The following is a 23,685-nucleotide window of genomic DNA, read 5'->3' as shown; positions in this document are numbered from 1 at the left end:
TTGTTTATTATTTTAAGTTTATTGCTATTTATTGCCATTTAACAATAATGACGAGGGTAAATAAGCTGAGAATTTTTGCACCATAGCAGTGGTAATTTTTTGATAGGAGTTCGCTTCAAGTAAATCCAGACTTTGTATGCACCCATATTTGATAGATTCTTTGTGCAAATCAGTTATAAAGTCCTCGACACCCTTCTCATTTTTTAGATAGTTGATAGACGTATCGGGTTTCAACTCGGCTTGGCCTTTTTGGATTTTTAAATGATTCATCAGTGTTATGGGGTTTACTTGCGCAACATTCCTGAATTTGTACTTTATTTGCTCTGTCAATAATTGAGGATTATCCAACAAATGGGCTTTTAAAATATTTTTATCGACAATATGAGGATAGTGATGAATCTCAAAAAATTTATCCATATCAAGTATTTTAGCACTTAACATTTGCGCTATCGTGTGCCTCGGTTGTATCGGTGTTCCAAACAGTTTGAAGCGAGATTTTCGAAAATTAAGCTTGGCATTTAACGCAGCACTTTTACGCCACTGCCCATGAATGATAATTTTTTCACCGTCCAAAAAGTCATTGATCCTCACAGGCTGATTAAAAAAGAAATCGTCATTCATATAGATGAAATAGTCAGACAGTCCCTTAATATTCCATATCATCGTCTCAATCGATCGGGTGTTGAAAGTGGGTAAAAACTGCTCGTAACCAACGAAGATCTCTTTATGATCCACAATACGTATTTTATCTGCTGAACAAATATTTTGCTTGGCAAAATCATCGATGAATGCTGGTCGTTGTTGGTCGGTGACAATATATATATGACGACAAAAAGGCACGTATTTAATGATAGACGCTATATTATAGTATATCTCGTCATCACTAGCGAAACGCGTGGCCGTGATCGCATCTGAAGCGACTGCTTTGCCTGATTTATAACCTTCTCTTTTTTGTTTGAGCATGGGATCTGCACCATCCACCCAGGCGATGACAACATCTAATGTTTTCTCGTCAGGTTGCTTCATGACTGATCCTATTTTTTGTAAACATGTTCTATCAACACGCTGATGTTTGCAGTAGCTACATCAATCCAGCGATGATATTTGTTGATATGAGTATTGACAAGGTTTAGTGGGTTTATACAATAAAAATTGATGATTATTTTGCTATGCTATGGTTTCCCATGCTATGGGAATTCAGGCAAGCCATGACTATCCTTCAATCAATAAAAGCAAAGGTCTAAAGGTAGATGAGACTAGCATATAAAGTCAGAACGCTGCAATAATTATGACTATTGATACACTCATTTGGCTGATCCTTCCTACTTATACCTCAACAAAACTGTGAGCTGAGACCCTGATGCCACCTATTATTCTACTAATGCTAAAGGCGCTGGAAGGTCGCGGTGCTGAGCGCATGGTCACGACTTTGGCACGTGCTTATGCTGATTTAAATTATAATGTTCATGTGCTTTGTCTCGAATATACTCAAGATATGCCATTAGATTCACGTGTTCAACATCATGTAGTGCCATATGACGAGGTGTTTTCTGAGCAAAATATCGAGCCAAAATCTAACCAAGCACAGGCCTATGAAGCAGTCGCTAGGCGTATCGATGATTATGTATTGAGTCAAATAGGAACACCAGATCTGATATTGACCAACATCTATAAAATAAACTGGATTATGGCATATAGTCGATTACCAAATATCGTAAATGTACTACACACGGCGCTATCTAAGCAGTTTCAGAATCCATTATTAGATGCGCCGGTACAGACTATAAATCATCTAAAAATGGTCTATGGCGCCCATCCGTGTAGCTGTGTCAGCGATGGGGCGCGTCAGGATTTATTGGCACTGATAGGCGATGTGAATAAAACGACGACCATTTATAATCCTTGCGCTGTCGATAATATACAAAAAGCCGCCAAGCAATCGTTAACTCTCAGCCAATTCGGTATAACGTATAAAGACTATATGATTCACGTTGCCTCATTCGATAGCATGAAAGGTCATCACGACTTACTGCATGCCTATGCCAAAACAGCACGGCGCTATCCTTTGGTGTTGGTCGGTAAGGGAAGGCTGGAGAGTGAGATTAAACAGTTAGCTACGGCGCTTGGCATTGACGATTGTGTGAAGTTTCTTGGGTTTCAAGCCAATCCTTATCCATTAATTGCCTCAGCAGCCTTGCTGATAATGACCTCTAAGTTTGAGGGTTTTGGGTATACCATCGTTGAGGCGCAAGCGTTAGACGTACCTGTAATAAGTACTGATTGCCCGTTTGGTCCAAGGGAGCTGTTACCCGCTAAGAGCTTAGTACCAGTAGGTGACATCGATGGGTTGGCTATACTCATCGATCAGGCAATAGACGATCCAACACACTATATAGTACCGCTAAATCAGCAACTACTGCCGAATCACATCGCCCAGCAATACTTAGCGTTTGGTTCGGTGTTGAATTCATGAGTATTAGAAATCATCGAATAGTGTTTTGGAGACAGGGGAGTGATTAATGACAGAGACACCATGCGACTTATAAGTTCTACTTAGCAAGTTAAACGAAGGTACAATGCGCTCGCTCATGACCTTACTAAGCATACTTGGGGCGCTGTTGTTCTTGTTTTCGTAGAAGCGTGGCTGCTCACTGTTGAGCAAATCGATGCCGTATAAGTGGATAGTAGCCGCATGACGTGAGAAAGCCAACTGCGTGGCCACATAAGCGACAGTTCCTGCCTCTACAAAGCCATGCGTAATATTTAGAGATACGCCGATATTAACTGCTCTATAGCTGTCATCAATAATAAAATCTGGATGGTTGATAAAGTATGATAACGGCATTTTCTTATTTAGTAGCTTTTTCTTAAAAATCAGCTTACTAAATGACAGCTTATTTGATTTGACGCCCCAGGGTCTGTCTACTGGATACAATACACGCATGACATGATGGTAAGTCCGCATGATATTGGGGAGGGCTGTTGCCATCGCTTCAAACACAGCTAGCGTTGCATACAGAGGTTGACCAGTATAATACTGCTGTAAAATCTCAGGTTGATGATGAATGAAGCGTGCATCGCTAATGACATAGCCGACGATATCGGTGAAGCAATGTTTCTCAGTTAGACTGATGCTACCATTGACAAAGATAGTAGGCGTGTCCAACAGCTCTGATAATGGTAGTTGTTGTATAGAGGGGCCTGAGGCGATAATGTTAACGTTTTTCTTGTGCAGGCTTTGCTCTGGCTCATTGGCATTAAAAGCATCGATAACGATAAGCTCATTATCAATATTAAACCTAGCCGTAGCAGGTAACCTCAAGTATAGCGCCATACTATTTCCTAGTAGTTGACTTCTTCCCAGTAGTTGATTTCAAATATCGTCGTGATGCATTGCCTTTAAATGATTTGGACTGTCTTTGAACCATTCAAATATTGTTATTATTTAAACGATCATTGCCAGTGATTTTTTAACCATGGGCTTGGTTTTACATGTCGATACCATTTACCGCCGCCGCCAGCAATGGCGTCTGGTGGATTGATCTCACCATGAAAAATAACGATTTTTGCATCATCAGGCAAAGTAGGTTTACGCACTAGGTTAAAGGGAATGGGCGCGATACATTGGTATTTGAAGCTAACGCACCATGTCTTATCCCAATACTCTAAGTGGTGATATTCATGCAAATAGTTGGATAGATAGGCTTGCTCGTGACGAACTTGGGTACGAATGGTCTCAAAGTTACGTTCAAAGTTTGCCAGCAAGTCGGGATAGGTATTCATACCAATATTAAAGCGATAGACCGAGCTGTTACCAATCATCCGCCATGGTTTTTTCCAGTCACGGATAATGACGACGCTATCATTATATTTGGCTTTGTAAGTAAAAAAACTATCAATATTATCAACGATAACGATATCGATATCTAAAAATAGCGCGACCCCTTTTAGATCATATAAATTTGGCTTAAAGGTCGTCAGTTTTTTCCAGCCACGTTCAGGACCATCTGGTAAATCCATTTCAGGTATAGGGTAACAGGCAATAGCAGTGTCGATACCTGTACTATCATCGGTTAGGCAGATCATCTGAAAATCTAATGTTAAATGGCGATTGACCATGTTATACAGACGATTGACGTATTCAGGGCCGTACTTATCGCCCCATTTCATACAAATAATATACCGTTGTCCAGCACGCATGGTGTCTTTTTGCGGGCGATTTGTCGATAAATTTTCGGCTACGTCAGTTACCATAGTGCACTCGTATTGATGTGAATGAAAAAATGTTACTCTCAAAAGCAAAAGGCATAAAAGTATGAGTCAATGTTAGCACAGCTATCATTGACGATATGTTTAAACGTTCAAAAATTTGTATGGTTATTACTGCTGATTCTCGTTTAGTACGTTTTTGTGATTAGCGTCACTATCAGGAGGTAATGATTTGGTCGCTAACGAGGCAGCAGACAAAGATAAATGATCTCGATTGGCACGAATGAAATCTGCCAATACTGTTTCATTAGCACGGTAGGGATTGCCTAAAGTTGGGATGCGTTTAAAACGTCGATAGCCCCACATATAGTGGCTACAGTTGTCTTTAATCATGTGCTCCATAGACTGATTGAGCGCATGAGCTGCTGTTTCGGTATTACGGTCATATAAGGCCGGACTATCGAGTTTATAACAATAAATATCAAAACCACGACCATCGTCACGGCGAATACAAGATAAGCCGACCAACGCACATTTGGTCTTGCTAGCGAGTTTGGAGGCGAGAGTACTGGTTAACGTTTTAACACCAAAGAACGGTACGACAACACCGCCTGAAGGGTCAGGAACATGATCGGGCAATACAATGCTAAAGCCCCCTTGTTTGAGGGTTTTGAATATGGCTTTGACGCCGCTACCATCAGTGGGTACTAGCGTTGCATTGAGGCGTGATCGACCTTGCAGTATAAAGTCATCAGTCATATTGCCCTTAACGGGCTTGTACATGATGGTTGGTGAGCCAAATTGATTGAGCCAAGCATTCATCATCTCCCACGTACCCAAATGCGGTACGATGGCGAGCATACCATTCGGGCTAGCCAGTCCTTCTAAAAGAATGTCTTTATTATGGACATCCCGAATCTGAGCGATACTCCACTCAGGTGGCATTGCCCAGCTTTTGATAGACTCAATACTGGTCATACATTGGTGGTAAATAATATCTTTGACTAAGGATCGTTTTTCATTGTCTGGTAACTCGTGGCGGGTCAGTGCTATATTAATATTGACGGTACGCATGATACTCAGACTGGGTATTTTTATAATCACCCACGCAACAAAACGTGCCAATATCTGCAACACAGATAATGGCACGAATTTGAAAATATGATACGGATTCATGACCATTCGCATGGTGATGAATCATGTAACAAACAATGTAAAACAGATCTGAGCATCATGAGACCAATTATTGAGCAGGTTATTTGGCATCAGCCTGAGCTTTTTCGCGCACACGAATACCAAGATCACGTAGCTGCTTGCTATCAACTTCAGCAGGGGCTTGGGTTAATGGGCACTCAGCAGTTTTAGTTTTTGGGAAGGCAATCACGTCACGAATAGACTCAGCGCCTACCATAAGCATAATTAAGCGATCCAAACCGAAGGCTAAACCGCCATGTGGTGGCGCACCAAATTTTAATGCATCAAGTAAGAAACCAAACTTGTCTTCAGCTTCTTGCTCGCCGATACCTAAAGCTTCAAGTACGGCTTGCTGCATATCAAAGGTATTGATACGTAAGCTACCACCACCAACTTCAGTACCGTTTAATACCATATCATATGCGATAGATAGGGCCGATTCTGGGTTGTTTTTCAACTCTTCAACTGAGCCTTTAGGCTTGGTGAACGGATGATGCATTGACGTCCAACGACCATCGTCAGTCTCTTCAAACATTGGGAAATCAGTGACCCAAAGTGGTGCCCATTCACAAGTCGTCATTTCAAGGTCTAGACCAATTTTTTGACGTAGAGCGCCGATTGCGTCATTGACGACACTGGCTTTATCCGCACCAAAAAAGATAATATCGCCGTCTTCTGCACCAGTACGCTCAATCAAGCTTACTAATACATCATCGGTCATATTTTTGATGATAGGAGATTGTAGACCAGATTCTTGGTCAACGCCATTGTTGACGCTGCTAGCGTCATTGACTTTGATATAAGCCAAACCGCGTGCACCATAAATACCGACAAATTTGGTATAGGCATCGATTTGCTTACGGCTAATCGAAGCGCCACCAGGGATACGTAGAGCAGCAACACGACCTTTAGGATCGTTAGCAGGACCTGCGAACACTTTGAAGTCAACATCTTTCATCAAATCTGCAACGTCGACCAGTTTTAGTGGAATACGTAAATCAGGTTTGTCTGAAGCATAGTCACGCATTGCTTCTGCGTAAGTCATGCGAGGGAACTGCTCAAACTCAACGTCCATCATAGTTTTGAACAAATGCTTGATCAGACCTTCGTTGATGTTCATGATTTCTTCTTCATTCAAGAAAGAAGTCTCAATATCCACCTGAGTAAATTCAGGCTGACGATCGGCACGTAAATCTTCATCGCGGAAGCATTTAGCGATTTGATAATAACGGTCAAAACCTGACACCATTAACAATTGCTTAAACAGCTGTGGCGACTGCGGTAATGCAAAGAAGTTACCTGGACGGGTACGTGAAGGCACAAGATAATCACGAGCACCTTCTGGCGTCGCACGAGTCAAAATAGGCGTCTCAACATCCAAGAAACCATGATCGTCTAAATAACGACGAATCGCTGAGGTCGCTTTGGCGCGGAAAACCATACGCTCTTGCATTTGCGGACGGCGCATATCAAGATAACGATATTTTAGACGCAAGTCTTCTGAAACTGTGGTTTTTTCATCATTCAATGGGAATGGCGGTGTTTCAGATTTCGCCAATACTTCAATTTCTTTAGCCAATAGCTCAATTTGACCACTGGTCATGCTATTGTTTTCAGTACCTTCATAACGGCGACGTACACGGCCAGTAATTTTTAGCACATATTCAGGACGTACGGCATCAGCAATCGCAAAAGCTTCTGGGGTATCAGGGTCAATGACGACCTGCAAGATGCCCGCGCGGTCACGCATGTCTAAGAAAATTACGCCACCGTGATCGCGACGACGATGTACCCAGCCTACGATATTAATGGTTTGCTCAAGTAAGCTTTCGGTTACGGCTCCGCAATATTCGTCTCGGTATTCGCTATGCGTCATAATATAATTATCCAGTTGTCAGCCCAATTCGAAATAAAATAATGCAGCCATTGTTGCACGATTCAAGCGATGCGCAAAAAAAAGCACAAACAACGCGATTAAGACAAATGGTCATCACGTTGGCTGCAGAAAATATGATATAAACGCATATTATGCCTAATCTGCCCTTGTTATACAACCAGCTGAGTCCAATCAAAACGCAGGAATGCTTCGGTATAGAGGGTATTTATCCCGTAACATCTTCATTGGGTTAAATATTGTCATATTGCTTGAAAACATGAGCCACTGTGCACATATCAAGCTCACTTATAAAATCCTATTGATCCTATTAAATTTATCTCAATAAAGTTATCTCAATAATGTAAGGAATACTGCTCATGCTTTTTCATCCTGCCAAAAATCCTGTTGAATTGCGGGTTATTCATTTGAATAAAAACCAAGAACAACGCCGTGAAGACTTGATGGAAGCCACGCAAGGTAAAGCGGCGCTTAAGCAGTTCAGAAAAACGATGGCTAAAACAGCCAAACAGGCATTAAAAGCAAAAACCAAAAATAAGAAAAAAAATGCCGATGATAAGTCACAAGTTTTCGTTCTAGATTTTGATGGCGATATTAAAGCAACAGCGGTCAAACATCTTCGCGAAGAAATTAGCACGTTAATCAGTGCGGCTAACAAAGGCGATGAGGTAGTCGTGCGCCTTGAATCCGGCGGTGGTTTGGTGCATGGTTATGGGTTAGCGGCAGCGCAATTGGTTCGCTTAAAAGACGCTGGTCTAAAGCTAACTGTCTGTGTCGATAAAGTCGCAGCGAGCGGTGGCTATATGATGGCGTGCGTCGCAGATAAGGTAGTGGCGGCACCATTTGCCATTATTGGCTCAATCGGTGTGGTATCACAATTGCCAAACTTCCATAAATGGCTCAAAAACCATGACGTCGATTATGAGATGTTTACCGCTGGCGACTACAAGCGCACAGTCACTGTCTTTGGAGAAAACGATGCCGAAGATCGTGCCAAATATCAAGAAGAGCTGGAGCAGACGCACGAGCTATTCAAACACTTTGTGAATAACTATCGTCCAACATTGGATGTCGCAAAAGTGGCCACTGGAGAGCATTGGTATGGCGAAGATGCACTAAAACTTAACTTGATCGATAGCTTGCAAACCTCAGACAGCTATATTTTAGAGCGTATGGAAGATAATGAAGTATATGCACTGCATTCACGCCAAAAACCAACCCTCGCTGAAAAGTTAGGATTGGCTCAAGCGGCAGAAGCGACCGTAAGCTTAGCAATTAATAAGCTGCCAGATGCGTTAGCACGTTTTGATTTTAATAGTCGTTTAAATATTTTAAAATAGCGTTAGATATCATTGTATTAATGGATATATAGTATTTTAGGGTTTTGATTCTTATCGATGCATTGTTTGTGTTTTGTAAAAGGCGTGTCCTAGCTGGTCGCGCCTTTTTGCTGTTTAATAATAATTGCTGTGTTATAAATGATGCATACAGAAGACAGTATACGTACGTACACTATAAAGATTCCATCAACTTTTTAATCAAAGTCTGATGAAAATAATCAACAAAGAAAAGGATGTCACCTATGTCTGACAATACATTGATGTTTACGGCAACAGAACATGGTCAAGCCATGCACGCCAAAGTCAAAGCATTTATCGAAACCCAAATCGAGCCGATCGAAGCGCAGTTTTGGCAAGAATGCCATGCGCAAAATCCGGATGGCAATTGGAAAAACTGGCAGTGGCCAGAAAAGTATGAAAGCCTACGTAAACAAGCACGCGAAGCGGGTTTGTGGAATCTATTTTTGCCCGATGATACTTTAGGTGCTGGACTTTCAGTGACCGATTACGCACCCATTGCAGAGTTGACCGGTCGCAGTTTACTTGCGCCTTATGTATTTAACTGTAATGCTCCTGATAGCGGCAATATGGAACTATTGTGGCGCTATGGCTCGCAAGAGCAGCAAGAAAAATGGATGATGCCGATTTTAGAGGGCAAAACCCGTTCGGTTTTTTGTATGACAGAACCTGATGTTGCTTCAAGCGATGCGACCAATATGCAAGCCACAGCCGTAGTTGACGGTGATGAGATCATCATCAATGGCAGCAAATGGTGGTCATCTGGTCTTGGCGATCCTGCGGTCGATGTACTGATTGTGATGGCTTACACCCCTGATGAGAGCAAAGGTCGTCATCAGCAGCATTCTATGGTATTGGTGCCAGCGAAAACAGCGGGTGTCAACATCGAACGTATGCTCAAAGTATTTGGCGATTATGATGCACCGCATGGTCATGGCGAAGTCAGCTTTAATGATGTACGCGTGCCGGTCAGTCATTTTATCGGTGGACCCGGTATGGGCTTTGAGATTGCGCAGGGTCGTCTAGGGCCAGGTCGTATTCATCATTGCATGCGTTGTATTGGCGCTGCTGAAAAATCTTTAGAGTTGGCAGTTAAGCGTGGCATGTCACGTACGGCCTTTGGCAAACCATTATTACAGTTGGGTGGCAATTTTGAGCGTATCGCTGAAGCGCGTATCAAGATTGACCAAGCACGTCTGCTGACTTTGTATGCCGCGCAAAAAATGGACGCGCAAGGTACAAAAGCCGCATTGACTGAAATTTCTGCTATTAAAGTGGTTGCGCCGACTGTGTTGCAAGAAGTGGTTGATATGGCGATTCAAATTCATGGTGGAATGGGCGTTTGCCAAGATACGATGCTGCCAAGCTTTTATGCGCAAGCACGTGTATTACGTTTAGCGGATGGCCCTGATGAAGTGCACAAAACCATGATTGCTAAGTTAGAGCTCAAGCGCCAAGGTTTTAGCCGTCCGTCTAAACCTGCCAAAGCATAATTGTGCTTGCTAACCAACGTAGTCATCGGCTTCAATCGCCATTCGTTTAATAATAGGCCTGACGTAAAACCCAATGAAAAATTCACTATCAATATTTGATAGTGAATTTTTCATCACTCATATATGTTATAAAAATAAATGACCACATGATAAGGAATGTCTCATGGCAACTGATAACCATGCCAACAATACTGGCATGACAAACAGCGCAACTAATAATAAAGTACTTGATAAAGGCGGTGATGTCCGTGAGGGCGAAGAGCTCGACGCCCAAGCAGTCAGCAATTGGCTACGTGAGCAAGGTGTCGATATAAAAGGCGAGCCAACGGTCACGCAATTTTCAGGCGGCGCGTCAAACTGGACGTATCGTCTGCAATATGACGGTGAAGGCGAGAGCCAAGATTTAATCTTGCGTCGTCCACCAAAAGGCACTAAAGCCAAGTCAGCGCACGATATGGTACGCGAATATACCGTACAAAAAGCATTAAAAGATGCTTATCCCTATGTACCCAAGATGATTGCCTTATGTACCGATGAAACTGTCATTGGTGCCGATTTTTATGTCATGGAGCGCATGGAAGGCATCATTCCTCGTGCTAATTTGCCAAAAGGCATTGATTTAGACGAAGCGCAGACCCGTACATTATGTACCAATGTCGTCGACGCTTTGGTTGAATTGCATCAAGTGGATTATACCGAACATCCTGATTTGGTCACGCTGGGTCGTGGTGACGGTTATTGTGAGCGCCAAGTCACGGGCTGGGATAAACGTTATGTCAAAGCAAAAACGCCTAACGTACCAAGCTTTGCACTGGTACGACAATGGCTTGGCAAGCACACGCCTGCTGATAGCAAAACTTGCGTTATTCACAACGATTGGCGCTTTGATAATGTGATCTTGGCAGCTGATGACCCAACCAAAGTGATTGGCGTACTCGATTGGGAAATGGCAACCCTTGGCGACCCTTTGATGGATTTGGGCAGCGCTTTGGCTTACTGGATTGAAGCAGATGACAACATCGTCATGCAGCAGTCACGCCGTCAGCCAACACATTTGAAAGGCATGATGACCCGTGATGAAGTGGTCGACTATTATCTTGAAAAAACGGGCTTAGAGATAGCCAACTGGACCTTTTATGAAGTGTTTGGTCTCTTCCGTTTGGCGGGCATTGTCCAGCAAATTTACTATCGCTACTATAATAAACAAACGACCAATCCAGCTTTTAAGAATTTTTGGCTTATCGTCCATGTATTGCACGCTAAATGTCTAAAGCTGATAGCTCAGTATGAAGGTGAGATGCTGTTCAATACTCATGTACAGCCGCATCTAAAAGACATGGGTGTCGACGCACAAACGATTGAACAGCTACCAAGCCCAGTACAAAAAGTAGTCAAAGGTATTTTACCAAAAGGCTATTTTGCTAAAAGTACGGATGCCTCTGACAATTAATTTTCTCAAAAGTAGCCATTTAGTGAATACAATCAAAAGGGATTATTTATGACAACCATACTTTTGGCACGTCATGGTCAAGCATCATTTGGACAAGAAAATTATGATCAGCTCTCAGAGCTAGGCAGTATTCAAGCGCAAATGCTCGGTCAGCATTATGCGACGACTCAGCGCAGAATCGACGCTATTTTTAGTGGCAGCTTAGTACGGCAACAAGACTCGGCACGACATTTTTGGGAGAGCTACCAGTCCTCTATGGATAACAGCAACGAGGCACCCATTTTAGCCGCACTCGATATAAATGAGCCTGACAGCTACATCATTCCGCAGTTTGATGAGTTTAATCATAAAGATGTATTGGTCAAATCCAATCCTGCTTTTGCTAGTAAAGCAGCCATTGCGATTGAAATTGCAAAAGCAGATGTTCCAGCGACACGTCTAGCTGAGCTGTTCGATCGAGCGATGCAGCGCTGGCATGCGGGTGATGATGACCATGACTATCTTGAGAGTTGGTCACAGTTCAGCAGCCGTGCCCAACAAGCAGTTGAGCAAATACGTATGCAAGTGGCGAGCTTAAGCTTAGATCACCATAGTACGGTATTGGTCTTTACCTCAGGCGGCGTGATCGCTGCCATTACTGCGCAGCTATTGCAGCAAGGTAGCCAGACTGCTTACCAGCTCAATAAAAGCTTGGTCAATACAGGGGTGACGTCTATTACGCTAAAAGATCAGAGCACACGTCTAATGTCTCTTAATGAATATAGTCACTTGTTTGCTGACGGAAAACGCTTTGTCACTTGGCGATAGACGAGAAAACTGTTATTTTGGCGACATACAAGGCGCTGAATACATGACCGCGATTTAGTGGTTAGGGCGTGTGAAAGCTATTTCGTTATCGATATACAAAGGATTGTTTATGAAAAACCAATTAATGAGCTTAGTCACGAAAGGTACTAAGCAAAGTCAGCAGCAGGTATTGAGTGCGATTCAACCGTCACGCTATCTTAAAGGCTTAAATAAGCAGCAAGTAGGGCGTGATAAAACCATTTTAATCACTGGTGCTAGCTCAGGCTTAGGCGAGGGCATGGCTCGACTGTTTGCCAAGCTTGGCTACAACCTCGCTATCTGTGCCCGTCGTACTGAGCGCTTAGAGAGCTTGAAGTCAGAGTTGATGGCAGCTTATCCCAATATTCGTGTTGAATATCGAGTATTAGACGTCAGTGACTACGATGCAGTTTTTGAGGTTTTCGATGCTTTTGCCGCTGACTTTGGTGGTATCGATCGTGTTGTGGTCAATGCTGGTGTCGGTGAGAGTCGCCGTATCGGTAAAGGTCGTTTTGAGACCAATCGCCGCACTGCTGAGATTAACTTTATTTCAGCGCTGGCACAGTGTGAAGCCGCCATGGGTATTTTTCGAGCACAGAATAGCGGTCATTTGGTGGTGATATCGAGTATGTCAGCGATGCGCGGTCTACCTAGGCATCTGACCACCTACGGTGCGACTAAAGCCGGGCTGGCTCATTTGGCAGAAGGTATTCGAGCTGATATGATGTTGACCAAATTGCCGATTAACATTTCTACTATTTATCCCGGCTATATTCGTACTGAAATCAACGAAAATGCCAAGCCGTTACCGTTCGAAGTAGACGTGGATACGGGTACTAAAGCAATGGTTGCTGCAATCGAAGCGGGTGTTCAAGAAGCTTGCGTGCCTAGCTTGCCTTGGTCTATGGTCAGTCAGGCAATGAAACATTTACCATTACAAGTACTCAATAAACTGAGTTAATGGTGTTTAGATTGACATAAATTTAGACAATAAAAAGCCCTTTACAGATGATGCAGAGGGCTTTTTATTATGGAGTTATTACTGATGCATCCATTTAGCAATACATCAACAATAAACCTTATGGTAAGGCTTTATCTTCATTATGAGAAGGTTTGTGGGTTGTCTAGCATATGCTGCTCACGTAGCTTTTGACGCAGTACTTTACCCACATTACTCTTAGGCAGCTCACTCACAAACTCAATATGACGCGGACATTTATAACCAGTCAAATTATCTAGCGCAAACTCTTTGATATCGCTTTTGCTAACATTATTGTCTACAGGAACGATATAAATTTTAACCGCTTCCCCTTGGTTTTCATCAGGAATACCAATCACTGCACAATCAATAATGCCATCACAATCGAGCATGACAGATTCGATTTCATTCGGAAAGACGTTAAAGCCTGAGACCAAAATCATGTCTTTTTTGCGATCTAATAAGGTAATGTAGCCTTTTTCATCCATGCTAATGATATCGCCAGTACGGAAATAACCATCGCTAGTAAAGTCATCGCTGTTGTCTTTGTTGAAGTAACCTGACGTGACATTTGGTCCTTTGATGCACATCTCACCCGCTTGATGTAGACCTAAACGTTCACCGTTGTCGTCCACAACGATGATGTCGACGCTAGGGACTGGGATGCCGATTGTACCGTTGAATTTACGGTCAGTGATGACGTTGGCAGTACCTGCTGCGACACCTTCGGTCATGCCCCAACCTTCAACCATTGGACAGCCAGTCACTTCTAACCAGCGTTTAGCCGTTTGCTCGGTAGCAGCCATACCACCAGCTTGCGAAATACGCAACGAGCTAAAATTGAGATCTTTGAAGTTTGGTTGATCGAGCAGGCCTTTAAATAGTGTATTAACCGCAGGAAAAATATGGAAGGGTTGTTTTGACAGTGTTTTGACAAAGCCTGGCATATCACGCGGATTTGGTACTAAAATAAAGGTATATCCTGAACGCATACCCAATAGGCTAAGCATAAAAGCAAAAATATGATAGAGCGGCAGGGCCATAACCATATTGATATAAACTTCATTGATATCTGAAGTCACAGGGCGATACCACGCCTCTGACTGTAGCGCTGCTGCTACTACGTTACGCTGCGACAGCACAGCACCTTTAGACAGCCCTGTGGTACCACCAGTGTACTGTAAAATAGCCTTTTGCTCTAAAGAGGTCTTTTGTGCTTGAAACGGTAAGTTTCTGCCTTTTTTGAGAACGTCAGGGAATTTGGTTACCTCGTGCTTAGGGTCGTCAAGCTTGTACTTGGGTACAAGGCGTTTTACTTGACGAATAACCGTATTGACCAAGATCCCTTTGAGACCCATCATATCGCCCATTTTTGAGAGGACAATACGTTTGATGGCTGTCTCATCGATGACTTGCTCAAGTGCTTGGGCAAAGTTATCGACCACAAATATAATCTGAGCGCCCGAATCATTCAGTTGATGACGCAGCTCACGACCAGTGTAGAGCGGATTGATAGGTGTGCAAATATAACCTGCGCGCAAAATACCAATCATCGTTGGCAAGTACTGCGGCACGTTTGGCATCATGAGGGCGACCACGCTGCCTTTGGGAATACCTTGGGCTTGCAACCATGCAGCAACCGCTAGTGAGGCTTTATCAACGTCTCCATAAGTGTGTGTCACACCCATGCAGATAGACATTGGATGCAGACGGAAGCGATCAAAGCATTCCTCATAGAGTTCTATCAGGTTTTCGTACTGATCAGGATCGATTGTCTTGGGTACGCTTGCAGGATATTGAGCAAGCCAAGGTTTATTCACGGTCATATTTAGCGTCCTTAAATATTAATATAAGTTAAGGTCTTATAAGAAAGTAGTCACATCCCTGTCAACAACATAAATCATTGCATGGTAAGCAATGCAGTGCTGAGTGCTATCCTAACTATTAACTGACTGCTAACATACGGTGGCCTTTATACAATTTTGTCCAATCACAAAGAATGATCTGCCTTGTAGATTAAACGGTAAATAAGTACATTTGATGATTAAAATGTCACTTAAAAAATATCGTCATGCCTCAATAACCCTTGTAAGTCACTTTCAATAAAAACCTTATCAATTAAAACTTTAGAACATTGACTGACATATTTTGGCAACACACTAACACAACTACAACTGAATTCGATATTATGATAAGCGTACTTCACAGTCCATATATAAATTTGATAAATGAAGTCATATGTGTTGTAAATCAAAAAGGATGAGTGGTAGATAAGTTGGGATAAGCTGTTCTATATCGCAGAAAAAATAACTAAGTCTTATTTCTTTATGTCCTGTGCCGTTCTAAACGGCAGCGCTCAAGGAGTATGCTTTGAAGTTACTGTTACAATCTGTTGATGTTTTTTTCCGAACAGAATCCTATCTTGGTGGTTAGGATAATTTGCTCATTAGAAAAAGTAAGATGTTCAGCAGACTCTAAGCTTAGGGCTTGTCCTCATTTTGAATAGCTGAGAAAAAAAGCGCTTCACAATTTATGTGAAGCGCTTTTTATGTCTAGATTTATGTGACTGCTATATGTAAATCTATTCAGCTTGTTTATGACTGAGGATGATCTGCATCATGCCTTTCACGCAATTTTTGACGCAATACTTTACCGACGTTACTCTTTGGTAGTTCGCTGACAAATTCGATATGACGTGGGCATTTATAGCCGGTCAAATTATCCAGTGCAAACTCTTTGATGACACTTTTGGTGACGTTATTATCCTCTGGCACGATATAAATTTTAACCGCTTCGCCTTGATGTTCGTCAGGAATACCAATGACTGCACAATCAATAATACCGTCACACTCGAGCATCACAGACTCAATCTCATTCGGATATACGTTAAAGCCTGAGACCAAAATCATATCCTTTTTACGATCTAATAAGGTGATATAGCCTTTTTCATCCATGCTGACGATATCACCAGTACGGAAGTAACCATCGTTGGTAAAGTCATCACTACTGTCTCTGTTGAGATAACCTGACGTTGTGTTAGGACCTTTGACACACATCTCGCCAGCTTGGTTCAGACCCACACGATTGCCATCATCATCGATCATAATGACATCGACACTAGGAAGTGGTAAGCCGATAGTGCCGTTAAAATTGCGGTCAGTTACTAAGTTATTAGTACCTACTGCCACACCTTCAGTCATACCCCAGCCTTCAATCATCGGACAACCCGTGACCTCCAACCAGCGTGCGGCTGTTTGCGGAGTGGCTGCCATACCACCTGCCTGTGAGAGGTGCAGGGTGCTAAAATCTAAATTTTTAAAGTTTGGATTATCAAGCAATCCTTTAAATAAAGTATTAACGGCAGGGAATATATGGAACGGCTGTTTTGATAAGGTTTTGATAAAACCTGGTATATCTCGCGGGTTAGGTATCAAGATAAAAGTGTGGCCCGAGCGCATGCCTAACATACTAAGCATAGAGGCAAAAATATGATATAGCGGTAAAGCCATAACCAGATTGATGTATACCTCGTTAATTTCTGAGGTAATAGGGCGGAACCACGCTTCAGACTGCATAGCAGCGGCTACGATATTACGCTGAGTTAAAATGGTTCCCTTAGACAGACCCGTTGTACCACCGGTATATTGTAAAAAGGCAGTTTTATCCAAAGACAGTTTTGGTTTTTGGAATGGCAGGTTTCTACCTTTTTTGAGGACGTCAGGAAACTTGGTTACTTCATGCTTAGGATCATCAAGCTTGTATTTAGGTACGAGACGTTTTACCTGACGAATGATGGTATTCACTAAGATACCTTTTAGACCCATCATATCGCCCATTTTTGAGAGGACAATACGCTTAATATTGGTCTCGTCGATGACTTGCTCAAGCGCTTGGGCAAAGTTATCAACCACAAAAATAACCTTAGCACCTGAGTCATTTAATTGATGGCGCAGCTCACGACCCGTATAGAGTGGATTGACAGGCGTACAGGCGTAACCGGCACGCAAGATACCAATCATCGTCGGCAAATATTGCGGGACGTTTGGCATCATCAGTGCAACCACCGTGCCTTGAGGTAAGTCTTGAGCTTGTAACCATGCAGCAACGGCTAGTGACGCCTTGTCAATGTCATCATACGTATGAGTAACGCCCATACAGATACTCATTGGATGCATGCGGAAGCGATCAAAGCATTCTTCGTATAGCTCTACTATGCTGTTATATTTATCTGGGTCGATCGACTTCGGTACGCCTGCCGGATATTGGGCAAGCCAAGGTTTATTTAACGTCATAGTCAGCGTCCTTGCGAGTTAATATAGGTTAAAGTTTAGTGAGAAAGCAGTCATATCCGCATCAACAAAATAAATCAGTGCTGACGTGGACTGGTGTCCGCTAAGAGCGATAACATCCTTATTTATCAACTGGTTGGTAAAGTTTTCGCTATTATATGGTTCTAATTAACTATTTTTGGGGTAAATAATTAACTAAGATGAAAAAATGGCTGGGTAACAAAAACAGTATTTATTCCGAATATTTTTAATCTGTTATTTACAACCAAAGTATCAAAAGAACGATATATTTAAACAATACATTAGCATGAATATGGTTTAAAACAATACCAGTATGTGATACTGAGTAGTACATAAAATATACTAAGAGATACAGTTGATATGTGATGTAGGAGAAACAAGTCTAATTATGATGAGGTTGATAATCTATCAAAGCGCTATTTCAAAACTATAGCCGACTTTCAATAAAATAGATACGTCAATAAACATGTGTCACTAAAATTGAGGCTATGAAAATTTGTCACAGTAGACTGTATCAATTCTAAAGTCAGCCGCTTGTATTACGGTGAAAGGAACTGCTCACGTTTATTAAAAAAACGCCGATAAATAAGCAACGCACTAATAGTGCATCCTAAAGTGCTGCTAACACAGATTAAAAACATCGTGACAATTTGATAGCGTACCGCTTGAGTAGGATCTGCACCCGCCAATATTTGTCCTGTCATCATCCCTGGCAGGCTGACAATACCAACCACCAGCATAGAGTTCAACGTTGGGGTCATACCATTGATGATGGCCGCTCGTATCTGCTCATGCACGGCTTCAAAGGGCCTGGCAGAGAGGCTGAGCATCATTTCAATACGTCCTTGCTGCTCATGAAAAGCTTCAATCAACTGATTGCTGGTCAATGAGATGGCGGTTAAAGAGTTGCCTAGTATTAAGCCCAATATAGGGATGACGAATTGCGGCGTATACCACGGCTGCACTCTTAATATCACAAAGATGGCGATACTGGTGACCAATACGGCTGATAGGCTGACAGCGAGGAGGGTATCGATGAATAAACCTTTGTAGCTGCGTTTGACACGATTTTTGGCTGCACCTCCTGCAATCAAGGTCATGATAGTCAGTATGAGGAGGACTTCATACCATTGCTCACGAGCAAAAATCCATGCCAGAATCAAACCGATAAAGCTCAGCTGAACTATAGTACGAACAGCCGCCGTTAATAGTGTTTTGGTTAATGTTAAGCGTAGTCGCCATGACAGGATAAGGACGATAATAATTAAGCTGCTGGCAAGCGCAATATCACCGTAAGTGAGGAATATTTGCATATCATCCGTACTGCTCATAGCTGCTCATTATTAATGTCGTTAAGGTGAGGGAAATAAGTATTAGGGGCAGTCACGATTAAAAGTCGATTATGAGATTAGCGCATTTTGGTTAATACGCCTGCCTGCATGTGCCAATGCCTGTCGGCTAATGGCATGATATCTTGTGTATCATGAGTCACCCATAATATGGTGCGCTGTGCATCGCCGCGCAACCAGTTAACCAGTAGATTCACTAGCTGGGTTGAGGTATCGATGTCTAAAGCCGCTGTAGGCTCATCTAATAACAATACCTGTGGATTTAGTTGCAAAAGACGTAAGGTATTGACCAGTTGGCGCTCGCCACCAGAGAGATGACTTGCCTCTTGTTGTAAAAAGTCAGCACTGCGCTCTAGCTGAACAAGCTGAGCGATATGCCAGTCGATATCAAAGTCAAGATGTTGATGCGCTTGTAGGCGATAGGGCATCTGTAAGTTTTCAAGCACACGGCCTTCTAGCAGCTGTGGGTTTTGAGCCAGTAGGGCGATGCGTGTGCGCCACTGGGTCGGCGGTGTATCATGAATGCTTTTATAACTGTCGCTATTTGATGCATCATGACGGCGCAAACAAATCTCACCGCTGCTCATCGGTAATAATCCTGCAAGCACACGTAGCAGTAAAGATTTACCGCTGCCAGAAGCGCCTGTCAAAACGGTTATTTCCCCTGCTAACAGTGTACCGCTAATGTCATTTATCAATACCTTTTTATGCGTCGGCAACCTCTGATCGGGGGTCGAGATTTTTTTAAACTTGGTCATCCATTTATCGTAGATGGCAGACACATTATGGATTTTCGTTTTAACTGCACGCTGTTGATCACCAGTGTTGATTGGCGTGATACGTTTGCTATGTACCCAGAGGTGTTCAAATTCAACAATAGGTGTGTCAGTATCAAGGCTCATAGGTCAGAATCATTATGCATTTATAGGCTGGTCGATGGCTTCTTGTAAAGCATCACGTAGCTTTTTTGGGACACGAATCGGTCGCATGGGCGAGGCGCTAGCCACGGCAGTATCCGACTCGTCATGAGAGACAGGCTCTGTCCTGACTTGATTTTGCACACAAGCGATGACGATTTTGGTGCTGCTCAATAAACTGTTTTTAGCGTTGGCATTGTCATTCGTATGATCGGTAGAGGAGCTGTCTGAGACATGACGATGAATGCTCTGGTAAAAAATAATGCTGGCAGGTTTTAATTCGACTTTATCGATACGTACATTAATGATTTCATCTAAAAGAATGGCTCTTTTGTATTGCAAGTCTGCTTGACTCACGACAAAATGCTGTACTTGACCATCATCGGTCTGCAAGAAATACCCATTTAAACCCAGTTGACCAAACCAGTCACGGCGGCAGTTTTCAAAAAACACCAAGTGATTGGCATGGTAGACTATACCGCCAGCGTCAGTATGATTAATATAGACATTGTAGTCTTTGGCAAATAACGGCGTAGTTTCATTTGCTGTCGTTGGTAAGGCGTTGGTAGTTTTGCTAATAGTGGTTGTCATAACAATGCTCAATAATTATTTTAATAAGTGTTCCGTGATAGCCATGATTCGATACACAAGATTTGATAGCAATCATACGAATAACAACTACTCTAGCGTAAGATATCAGGGCGCGCAACAGCTAGGTCAGTCTGCCTCTGTTATGATAGGGTTTTATGTATAGTCACATCTCAGCTCTGTATATTAGCACCGTATTTTCATCAATTAGTATAGGATAATTTATGACCCGTTTTGTCAGTTTTAATATCAATGGTATTCGTGCTCGTCAACATCAGCTGGAGGCGGTACGTGAGGTAATCGATCCTGATGTGATGGGTCTACAAGAAACCAAAGTACACGATGAGCAGTTTCCATTAGAAAACATAGAAAGTCTTGGTTACCACGTAGAGTATTTTGGGCAAAAAGCCCATTATGGCGTGGCACTCTTGTCCAAGGTTGCGCCAATATTTGTACAAAAAGGTTTTCCTGGCGAAGATGTCGAGTCGCAGAAGCGTTTTATTCATGCACGATATGAGTTTGACGGTCGTGAAATCGACGTACTCAATGGTTATTTTCCACAAGGAGAAAGCCAAGATCATCCGACCAAATTCCCTATGAAGCGGGCTTATTATGCAGATTTGATGGCTTATATTGATGCTTTGAAGGCGGAAGGGCGCTCGCTCATTATTATGGGTGATATGAATATCGCTCCAGAAGATATCGACATTGGTATCGGCGAAGTCAATGCAAAGCGCTGGCTTAAGAATAGAAAAACCTCATTTTTACCAGAAGAGCGCGAATGGTATGCAGCCCTGATGTCACGCGAGCTGACTGACACATACCGTCTGTACTATCCAGAGAGTACAGAGTTATACAGCTGGTTTGATTATCGCAGTCGTGGTTTTAACGACGAGCCTAAGCGCGGTCTACGTATCGACCATATCTTGTGCACCTCAGACCTAGTCGATGACTGCGTTGACTCTGGTATCAGCTATGAGCTACGTGCCATGGAAAAACCGTCTGACCATGCACCGATTTGGTCGGCATTTAACTTAAGCAAACCCTAATAGTATTCTATTTATAACTATGAAAATTGAAAAATAAGGATGCCTCTATGGCTGTTGGAAATATTGCAGTACCGAATACCATTTATCCAATTGACGGTATCAAGTTAAGTGCTACTGCCGCAGGCGTACGCTACAAAGATCGTGATGATTTGGTCGTGATTGAAATTGCTGAGAACGCAACCAGTGCGGTCGTCACCACTAAAAACACCTTTTGTGCCGCGCCAGTGCGAGTGTTACGTGAGCATTTTGCTAAGGCTAGCCCACGTTATTTGGTCACCAATACTGGCAATGCCAATGCAGGGACGGGCGCTGATGGCAAGCGCCGCGCTGTGGATATCTGTACAGCGCTGGCAAGTAAAGCTGGCGTGGCTGTCAATTCTGTATTACCGTTTTCTACTGGAGTGATTGGTGAGCCATTAAACAGCGAGGCGGTCATCGCTGGTTTAGATGAGGCACTTGCCAGTTTAGCTGCTGATAATTGGCTGGCGGCGGCGAATGGTATTCGCACCACAGATACGATTCCTAAGCTTGCTAGCCAAAAAATCGACGTGGCGGGTGTCAGCTATCATATTACGGGCATGTCAAAAGGCTCAGGTATGATACGACCAAATATGGCGACCATGCTAGGCTATGTGGCAACAGATGCCAACATTGCTGCTGACTTATTACAAGAGATGTTAAGCGCCATTAATGAGCAGTCTTTTAACCGCATTACCGTCGATGGTGATACGTCAACCAACGACTGTTGTGTGTTGATCGCCACAGGTACAGCCAGCACTGATATTATTGACAGCACAGAACATTCCCATTATCAGCCTGTTTTTGAGGCATTAACCGAAGTATTTGTTCGTCTGGCACAATTAATCGTGCGTGATGGGGAAGGCGCTACCAAGTTTATGACTGTCAAAGTCACTGGCGGTAAGATGACGCAAGAATGCTGCGATGTGGCATACGCGGTTGCACATTCACCACTAGTCAAAACCGCATTCTTCGCCAGTGATGCCAACTGGGGTCGTATCCTCGCTGCAGTAGGTTATGCGGGTATCGAAGATTTAGATACCGAGCAAGTCGATGTCTATCTAGATGAAGTCATGATTTGCCAAAATGGTGGTGTTGCGCCTAGCTATACGGAAGCGGCGGGCAAAACGGTCATGAGCCGTCCTGAAATTACCATTCATATTGATTTGGCACGTGGCGACGCTAGCGATACGGTTTATACCTGCGATTTGTCTTACGATTACGTCAAGATAAATGCCGATTATCGTAGCTAATTATCGAAATGGATGTTAATTAAGGCGTCCTCTTAATCTGAACGAAAGCGATTAAATGGTCGGAGTAATGATTACTTCGGCCATTTTTTTGCAATGTCAAATATATATTGGATTGGTCTGCTTTTTAATACGTTTGACTAACATGAGTTGCAAAAGCTGACGTTACTTTACAAACCAGTCATAGAGGATAAGTCGCTTTGCGACATATACTAGTCTCAGTAAACAATAGACGATACTGCTGAGAAATTATCAGCTTTGTTTGGTTGTCTAAATTGACTTTGCCAGTATGGTCACAAATGCCTTACGTTTTGAGCGTCTATAAATGATTAAAACGAGCTCAAACGGGCAATAATGAATATTACTTAACTGAGGATTGAATAATGAAAAAATTAGCACTTGCCGCATTGATGACTACTTTTGCCCTGTCAGGTTGTTCTACTATGGGTATGGACAATGAGCGTACCATGGTCGTTGAAGGTCAGACTATGAATGTTAAAGTCATTAATATTCCAAGCTTTGAAGTAGAGATTGCACCGCGTAAAGCAGTTTGTGATCTTATGACTGCGAATGGCACCAAAGTTGAATCAGAGTGCTTACAGTATCGCCAAACTTATCAGAAAAACTATACAACTCTAAACGGTAACATCCAAGGCTTCACTTATGAGCCAAATTACCGCTATGTTTTGGACGTACGTCAAGAAGCGATGATGAATGAGACCACCAACATGGTTAAGCCAGTTTGGATTTTAAACGAAGTGGTTTCAAAAACTGCTGAGTAAATGATGACACGCCCTAGTCA

The 23,685-nt window shown here is 42.8% G+C and carries 19 protein-coding genes; 9 read left to right on the top strand and 10 right to left on the bottom strand.

Annotated features, from left to right (window positions below; genetic code table 11):
• Window positions 1-24 precede the first annotated feature (24 nt).
• A complete protein-coding gene (locus tag IOD06_RS05595; RefSeq protein ID WP_194619813.1) occupies window positions 25-1,026 on the bottom strand; it encodes a capsular polysaccharide biosynthesis protein in 1,002 nt (333 codons plus the stop codon).
• Between the two features lie 334 nt (window positions 1,027-1,360).
• Here IOD06_RS05595 and IOD06_RS05590 point away from each other — a divergent pair, with 334 nt between their 5' ends.
• Window positions 1,361-2,473, top strand: a complete 1,113-nt coding sequence (locus IOD06_RS05590) for a glycosyltransferase (RefSeq protein ID WP_194619811.1) — start codon at window positions 1,361-1,363, stop codon at window positions 2,471-2,473.
• A 3-nt stretch (window positions 2,474-2,476) separates the two neighbouring features.
• Here the strand turns inward: IOD06_RS05590 and IOD06_RS05585 are convergent, their stop codons facing one another.
• The 4 genes from IOD06_RS05585 to aspS all read right to left on the bottom strand — a co-directional run bounded on the left by IOD06_RS05585 (window position 2,477) and on the right by aspS (window position 7,279).
• Window positions 2,477-3,334, bottom strand: a complete 858-nt coding sequence (locus IOD06_RS05585) for a hypothetical protein (RefSeq protein WP_194619808.1) — start codon at window positions 3,332-3,334, stop codon at window positions 2,477-2,479.
• Window positions 3,335-3,453: 119 nt separating this feature from the next.
• Window positions 3,454-4,200 (bottom strand): glycosyltransferase, encoded by a 747-nt coding sequence (locus IOD06_RS05580; RefSeq protein ID WP_194620402.1) that lies wholly within the window; start codon window positions 4,198-4,200, stop codon window positions 3,454-3,456.
• A gap of 180 nt (window positions 4,201-4,380) precedes the next feature.
• Window positions 4,381-5,385, bottom strand: coding sequence for a lysophospholipid acyltransferase family protein (locus IOD06_RS05575; RefSeq protein WP_227669932.1), 1,005 nt, complete (start codon window positions 5,383-5,385; stop codon window positions 4,381-4,383).
• Window positions 5,386-5,464: 79 nt separating this feature from the next.
• Window positions 5,465-7,279, bottom strand: a complete 1,815-nt coding sequence (aspS, locus tag IOD06_RS05570; RefSeq protein ID WP_194619804.1) for an aspartate--tRNA ligase — start codon at window positions 7,277-7,279, stop codon at window positions 5,465-5,467.
• A 377-nt stretch (window positions 7,280-7,656) separates the two neighbouring features.
• On the opposite strand from aspS, the gene sohB reads away from it, so the two are divergent.
• The 5 genes from sohB to IOD06_RS05545 all read left to right on the top strand — a co-directional run bounded on the left by sohB (window position 7,657) and on the right by IOD06_RS05545 (window position 13,384).
• Window positions 7,657-8,637 (top strand): protease SohB, encoded by a 981-nt coding sequence (sohB, locus tag IOD06_RS05565; protein WP_194619802.1) that lies wholly within the window; start codon window positions 7,657-7,659, stop codon window positions 8,635-8,637.
• A 260-nt stretch (window positions 8,638-8,897) separates the two neighbouring features.
• Entirely contained in the window at window positions 8,898-10,148 is a 1,251-nt protein-coding gene (locus IOD06_RS05560) for an acyl-CoA dehydrogenase family protein (RefSeq protein ID WP_227669952.1), read from the top strand.
• A gap of 163 nt (window positions 10,149-10,311) precedes the next feature.
• On the top strand, window positions 10,312-11,598 hold the full coding sequence (locus IOD06_RS05555) for a phosphotransferase family protein (protein WP_194619798.1): 1,287 nt from the start codon (window positions 10,312-10,314) through the stop codon (window positions 11,596-11,598).
• A 48-nt stretch (window positions 11,599-11,646) separates the two neighbouring features.
• Window positions 11,647-12,405 (top strand): histidine phosphatase family protein, encoded by a 759-nt coding sequence (locus IOD06_RS05550; protein WP_194619796.1) that lies wholly within the window; start codon window positions 11,647-11,649, stop codon window positions 12,403-12,405.
• Between the two features lie 109 nt (window positions 12,406-12,514).
• Window positions 12,515-13,384, top strand: a complete 870-nt coding sequence (locus IOD06_RS05545) for an SDR family oxidoreductase (RefSeq protein ID WP_227669931.1) — start codon at window positions 12,515-12,517, stop codon at window positions 13,382-13,384.
• 140 nt (window positions 13,385-13,524) lie between these two features.
• On the opposite strand, the gene IOD06_RS05540 is transcribed toward IOD06_RS05545, so the two are convergent.
• The 5 genes from IOD06_RS05540 to IOD06_RS05520 all read right to left on the bottom strand — a co-directional run bounded on the left by IOD06_RS05540 (window position 13,525) and on the right by IOD06_RS05520 (window position 20,569).
• Window positions 13,525-15,228 carry an AMP-binding protein gene (locus IOD06_RS05540; RefSeq protein ID WP_194619794.1) on the bottom strand — a complete coding sequence of 568 codons (1,704 nt, stop codon included), beginning with the start codon at window positions 15,226-15,228 and terminating at the stop codon, window positions 13,525-13,527.
• A 768-nt stretch (window positions 15,229-15,996) separates the two neighbouring features.
• Window positions 15,997-17,694: an AMP-binding protein gene (locus tag IOD06_RS05535; RefSeq protein WP_194619793.1), complete on the bottom strand. Its 1,698-nt coding sequence runs from the start codon at window positions 17,692-17,694 to the stop codon at window positions 15,997-15,999.
• Window positions 17,695-18,251: 557 nt separating this feature from the next.
• Window positions 18,252-19,043, bottom strand: coding sequence for an iron export ABC transporter permease subunit FetB (gene fetB, locus IOD06_RS05530; protein WP_194619791.1), 792 nt, complete (start codon window positions 19,041-19,043; stop codon window positions 18,252-18,254).
• 77 nt (window positions 19,044-19,120) lie between these two features.
• The gene (locus tag IOD06_RS05525; RefSeq protein ID WP_194619789.1) at window positions 19,121-19,963 is read right to left on the bottom strand and encodes an ATP-binding cassette domain-containing protein; all 843 of its coding nucleotides are present in this window, start codon (window positions 19,961-19,963) and stop codon (window positions 19,121-19,123) included.
• 12 nt (window positions 19,964-19,975) lie between these two features.
• Entirely contained in the window at window positions 19,976-20,569 is a 594-nt protein-coding gene (locus IOD06_RS05520) for a hotdog domain-containing protein (RefSeq protein WP_194619787.1), read from the bottom strand.
• A 221-nt stretch (window positions 20,570-20,790) separates the two neighbouring features.
• Between IOD06_RS05520 and xthA the strand changes: the two genes are divergently transcribed.
• The 3 genes from xthA to IOD06_RS05505 all read left to right on the top strand — a co-directional run bounded on the left by xthA (window position 20,791) and on the right by IOD06_RS05505 (window position 23,665).
• Window positions 20,791-21,615 (top strand): exodeoxyribonuclease III, encoded by an 825-nt coding sequence (gene xthA / locus IOD06_RS05515; protein ID WP_194619785.1) that lies wholly within the window; start codon window positions 20,791-20,793, stop codon window positions 21,613-21,615.
• A 47-nt stretch (window positions 21,616-21,662) separates the two neighbouring features.
• Entirely contained in the window at window positions 21,663-22,886 is a 1,224-nt protein-coding gene (gene argJ, locus IOD06_RS05510) for a bifunctional glutamate N-acetyltransferase/amino-acid acetyltransferase ArgJ (protein ID WP_194619783.1), read from the top strand.
• A gap of 380 nt (window positions 22,887-23,266) precedes the next feature.
• The gene (locus IOD06_RS05505; protein ID WP_010202007.1) at window positions 23,267-23,665 is read left to right on the top strand and encodes a DUF4377 domain-containing protein; all 399 of its coding nucleotides are present in this window, start codon (window positions 23,267-23,269) and stop codon (window positions 23,663-23,665) included.
• The last annotated feature ends 20 nt before the right edge of the window (window positions 23,666-23,685 follow it).

Source organism: Psychrobacter sp. N25K4-3-2, assembly GCF_015351755.1.
Lineage (GTDB): Bacteria > Pseudomonadota > Gammaproteobacteria > Pseudomonadales > Moraxellaceae > Psychrobacter > Psychrobacter glaciei.
The sequence above is the reverse complement of the archived record's forward strand: the minus strand, read 5'-3'. Positions and strand labels throughout refer to the sequence as shown.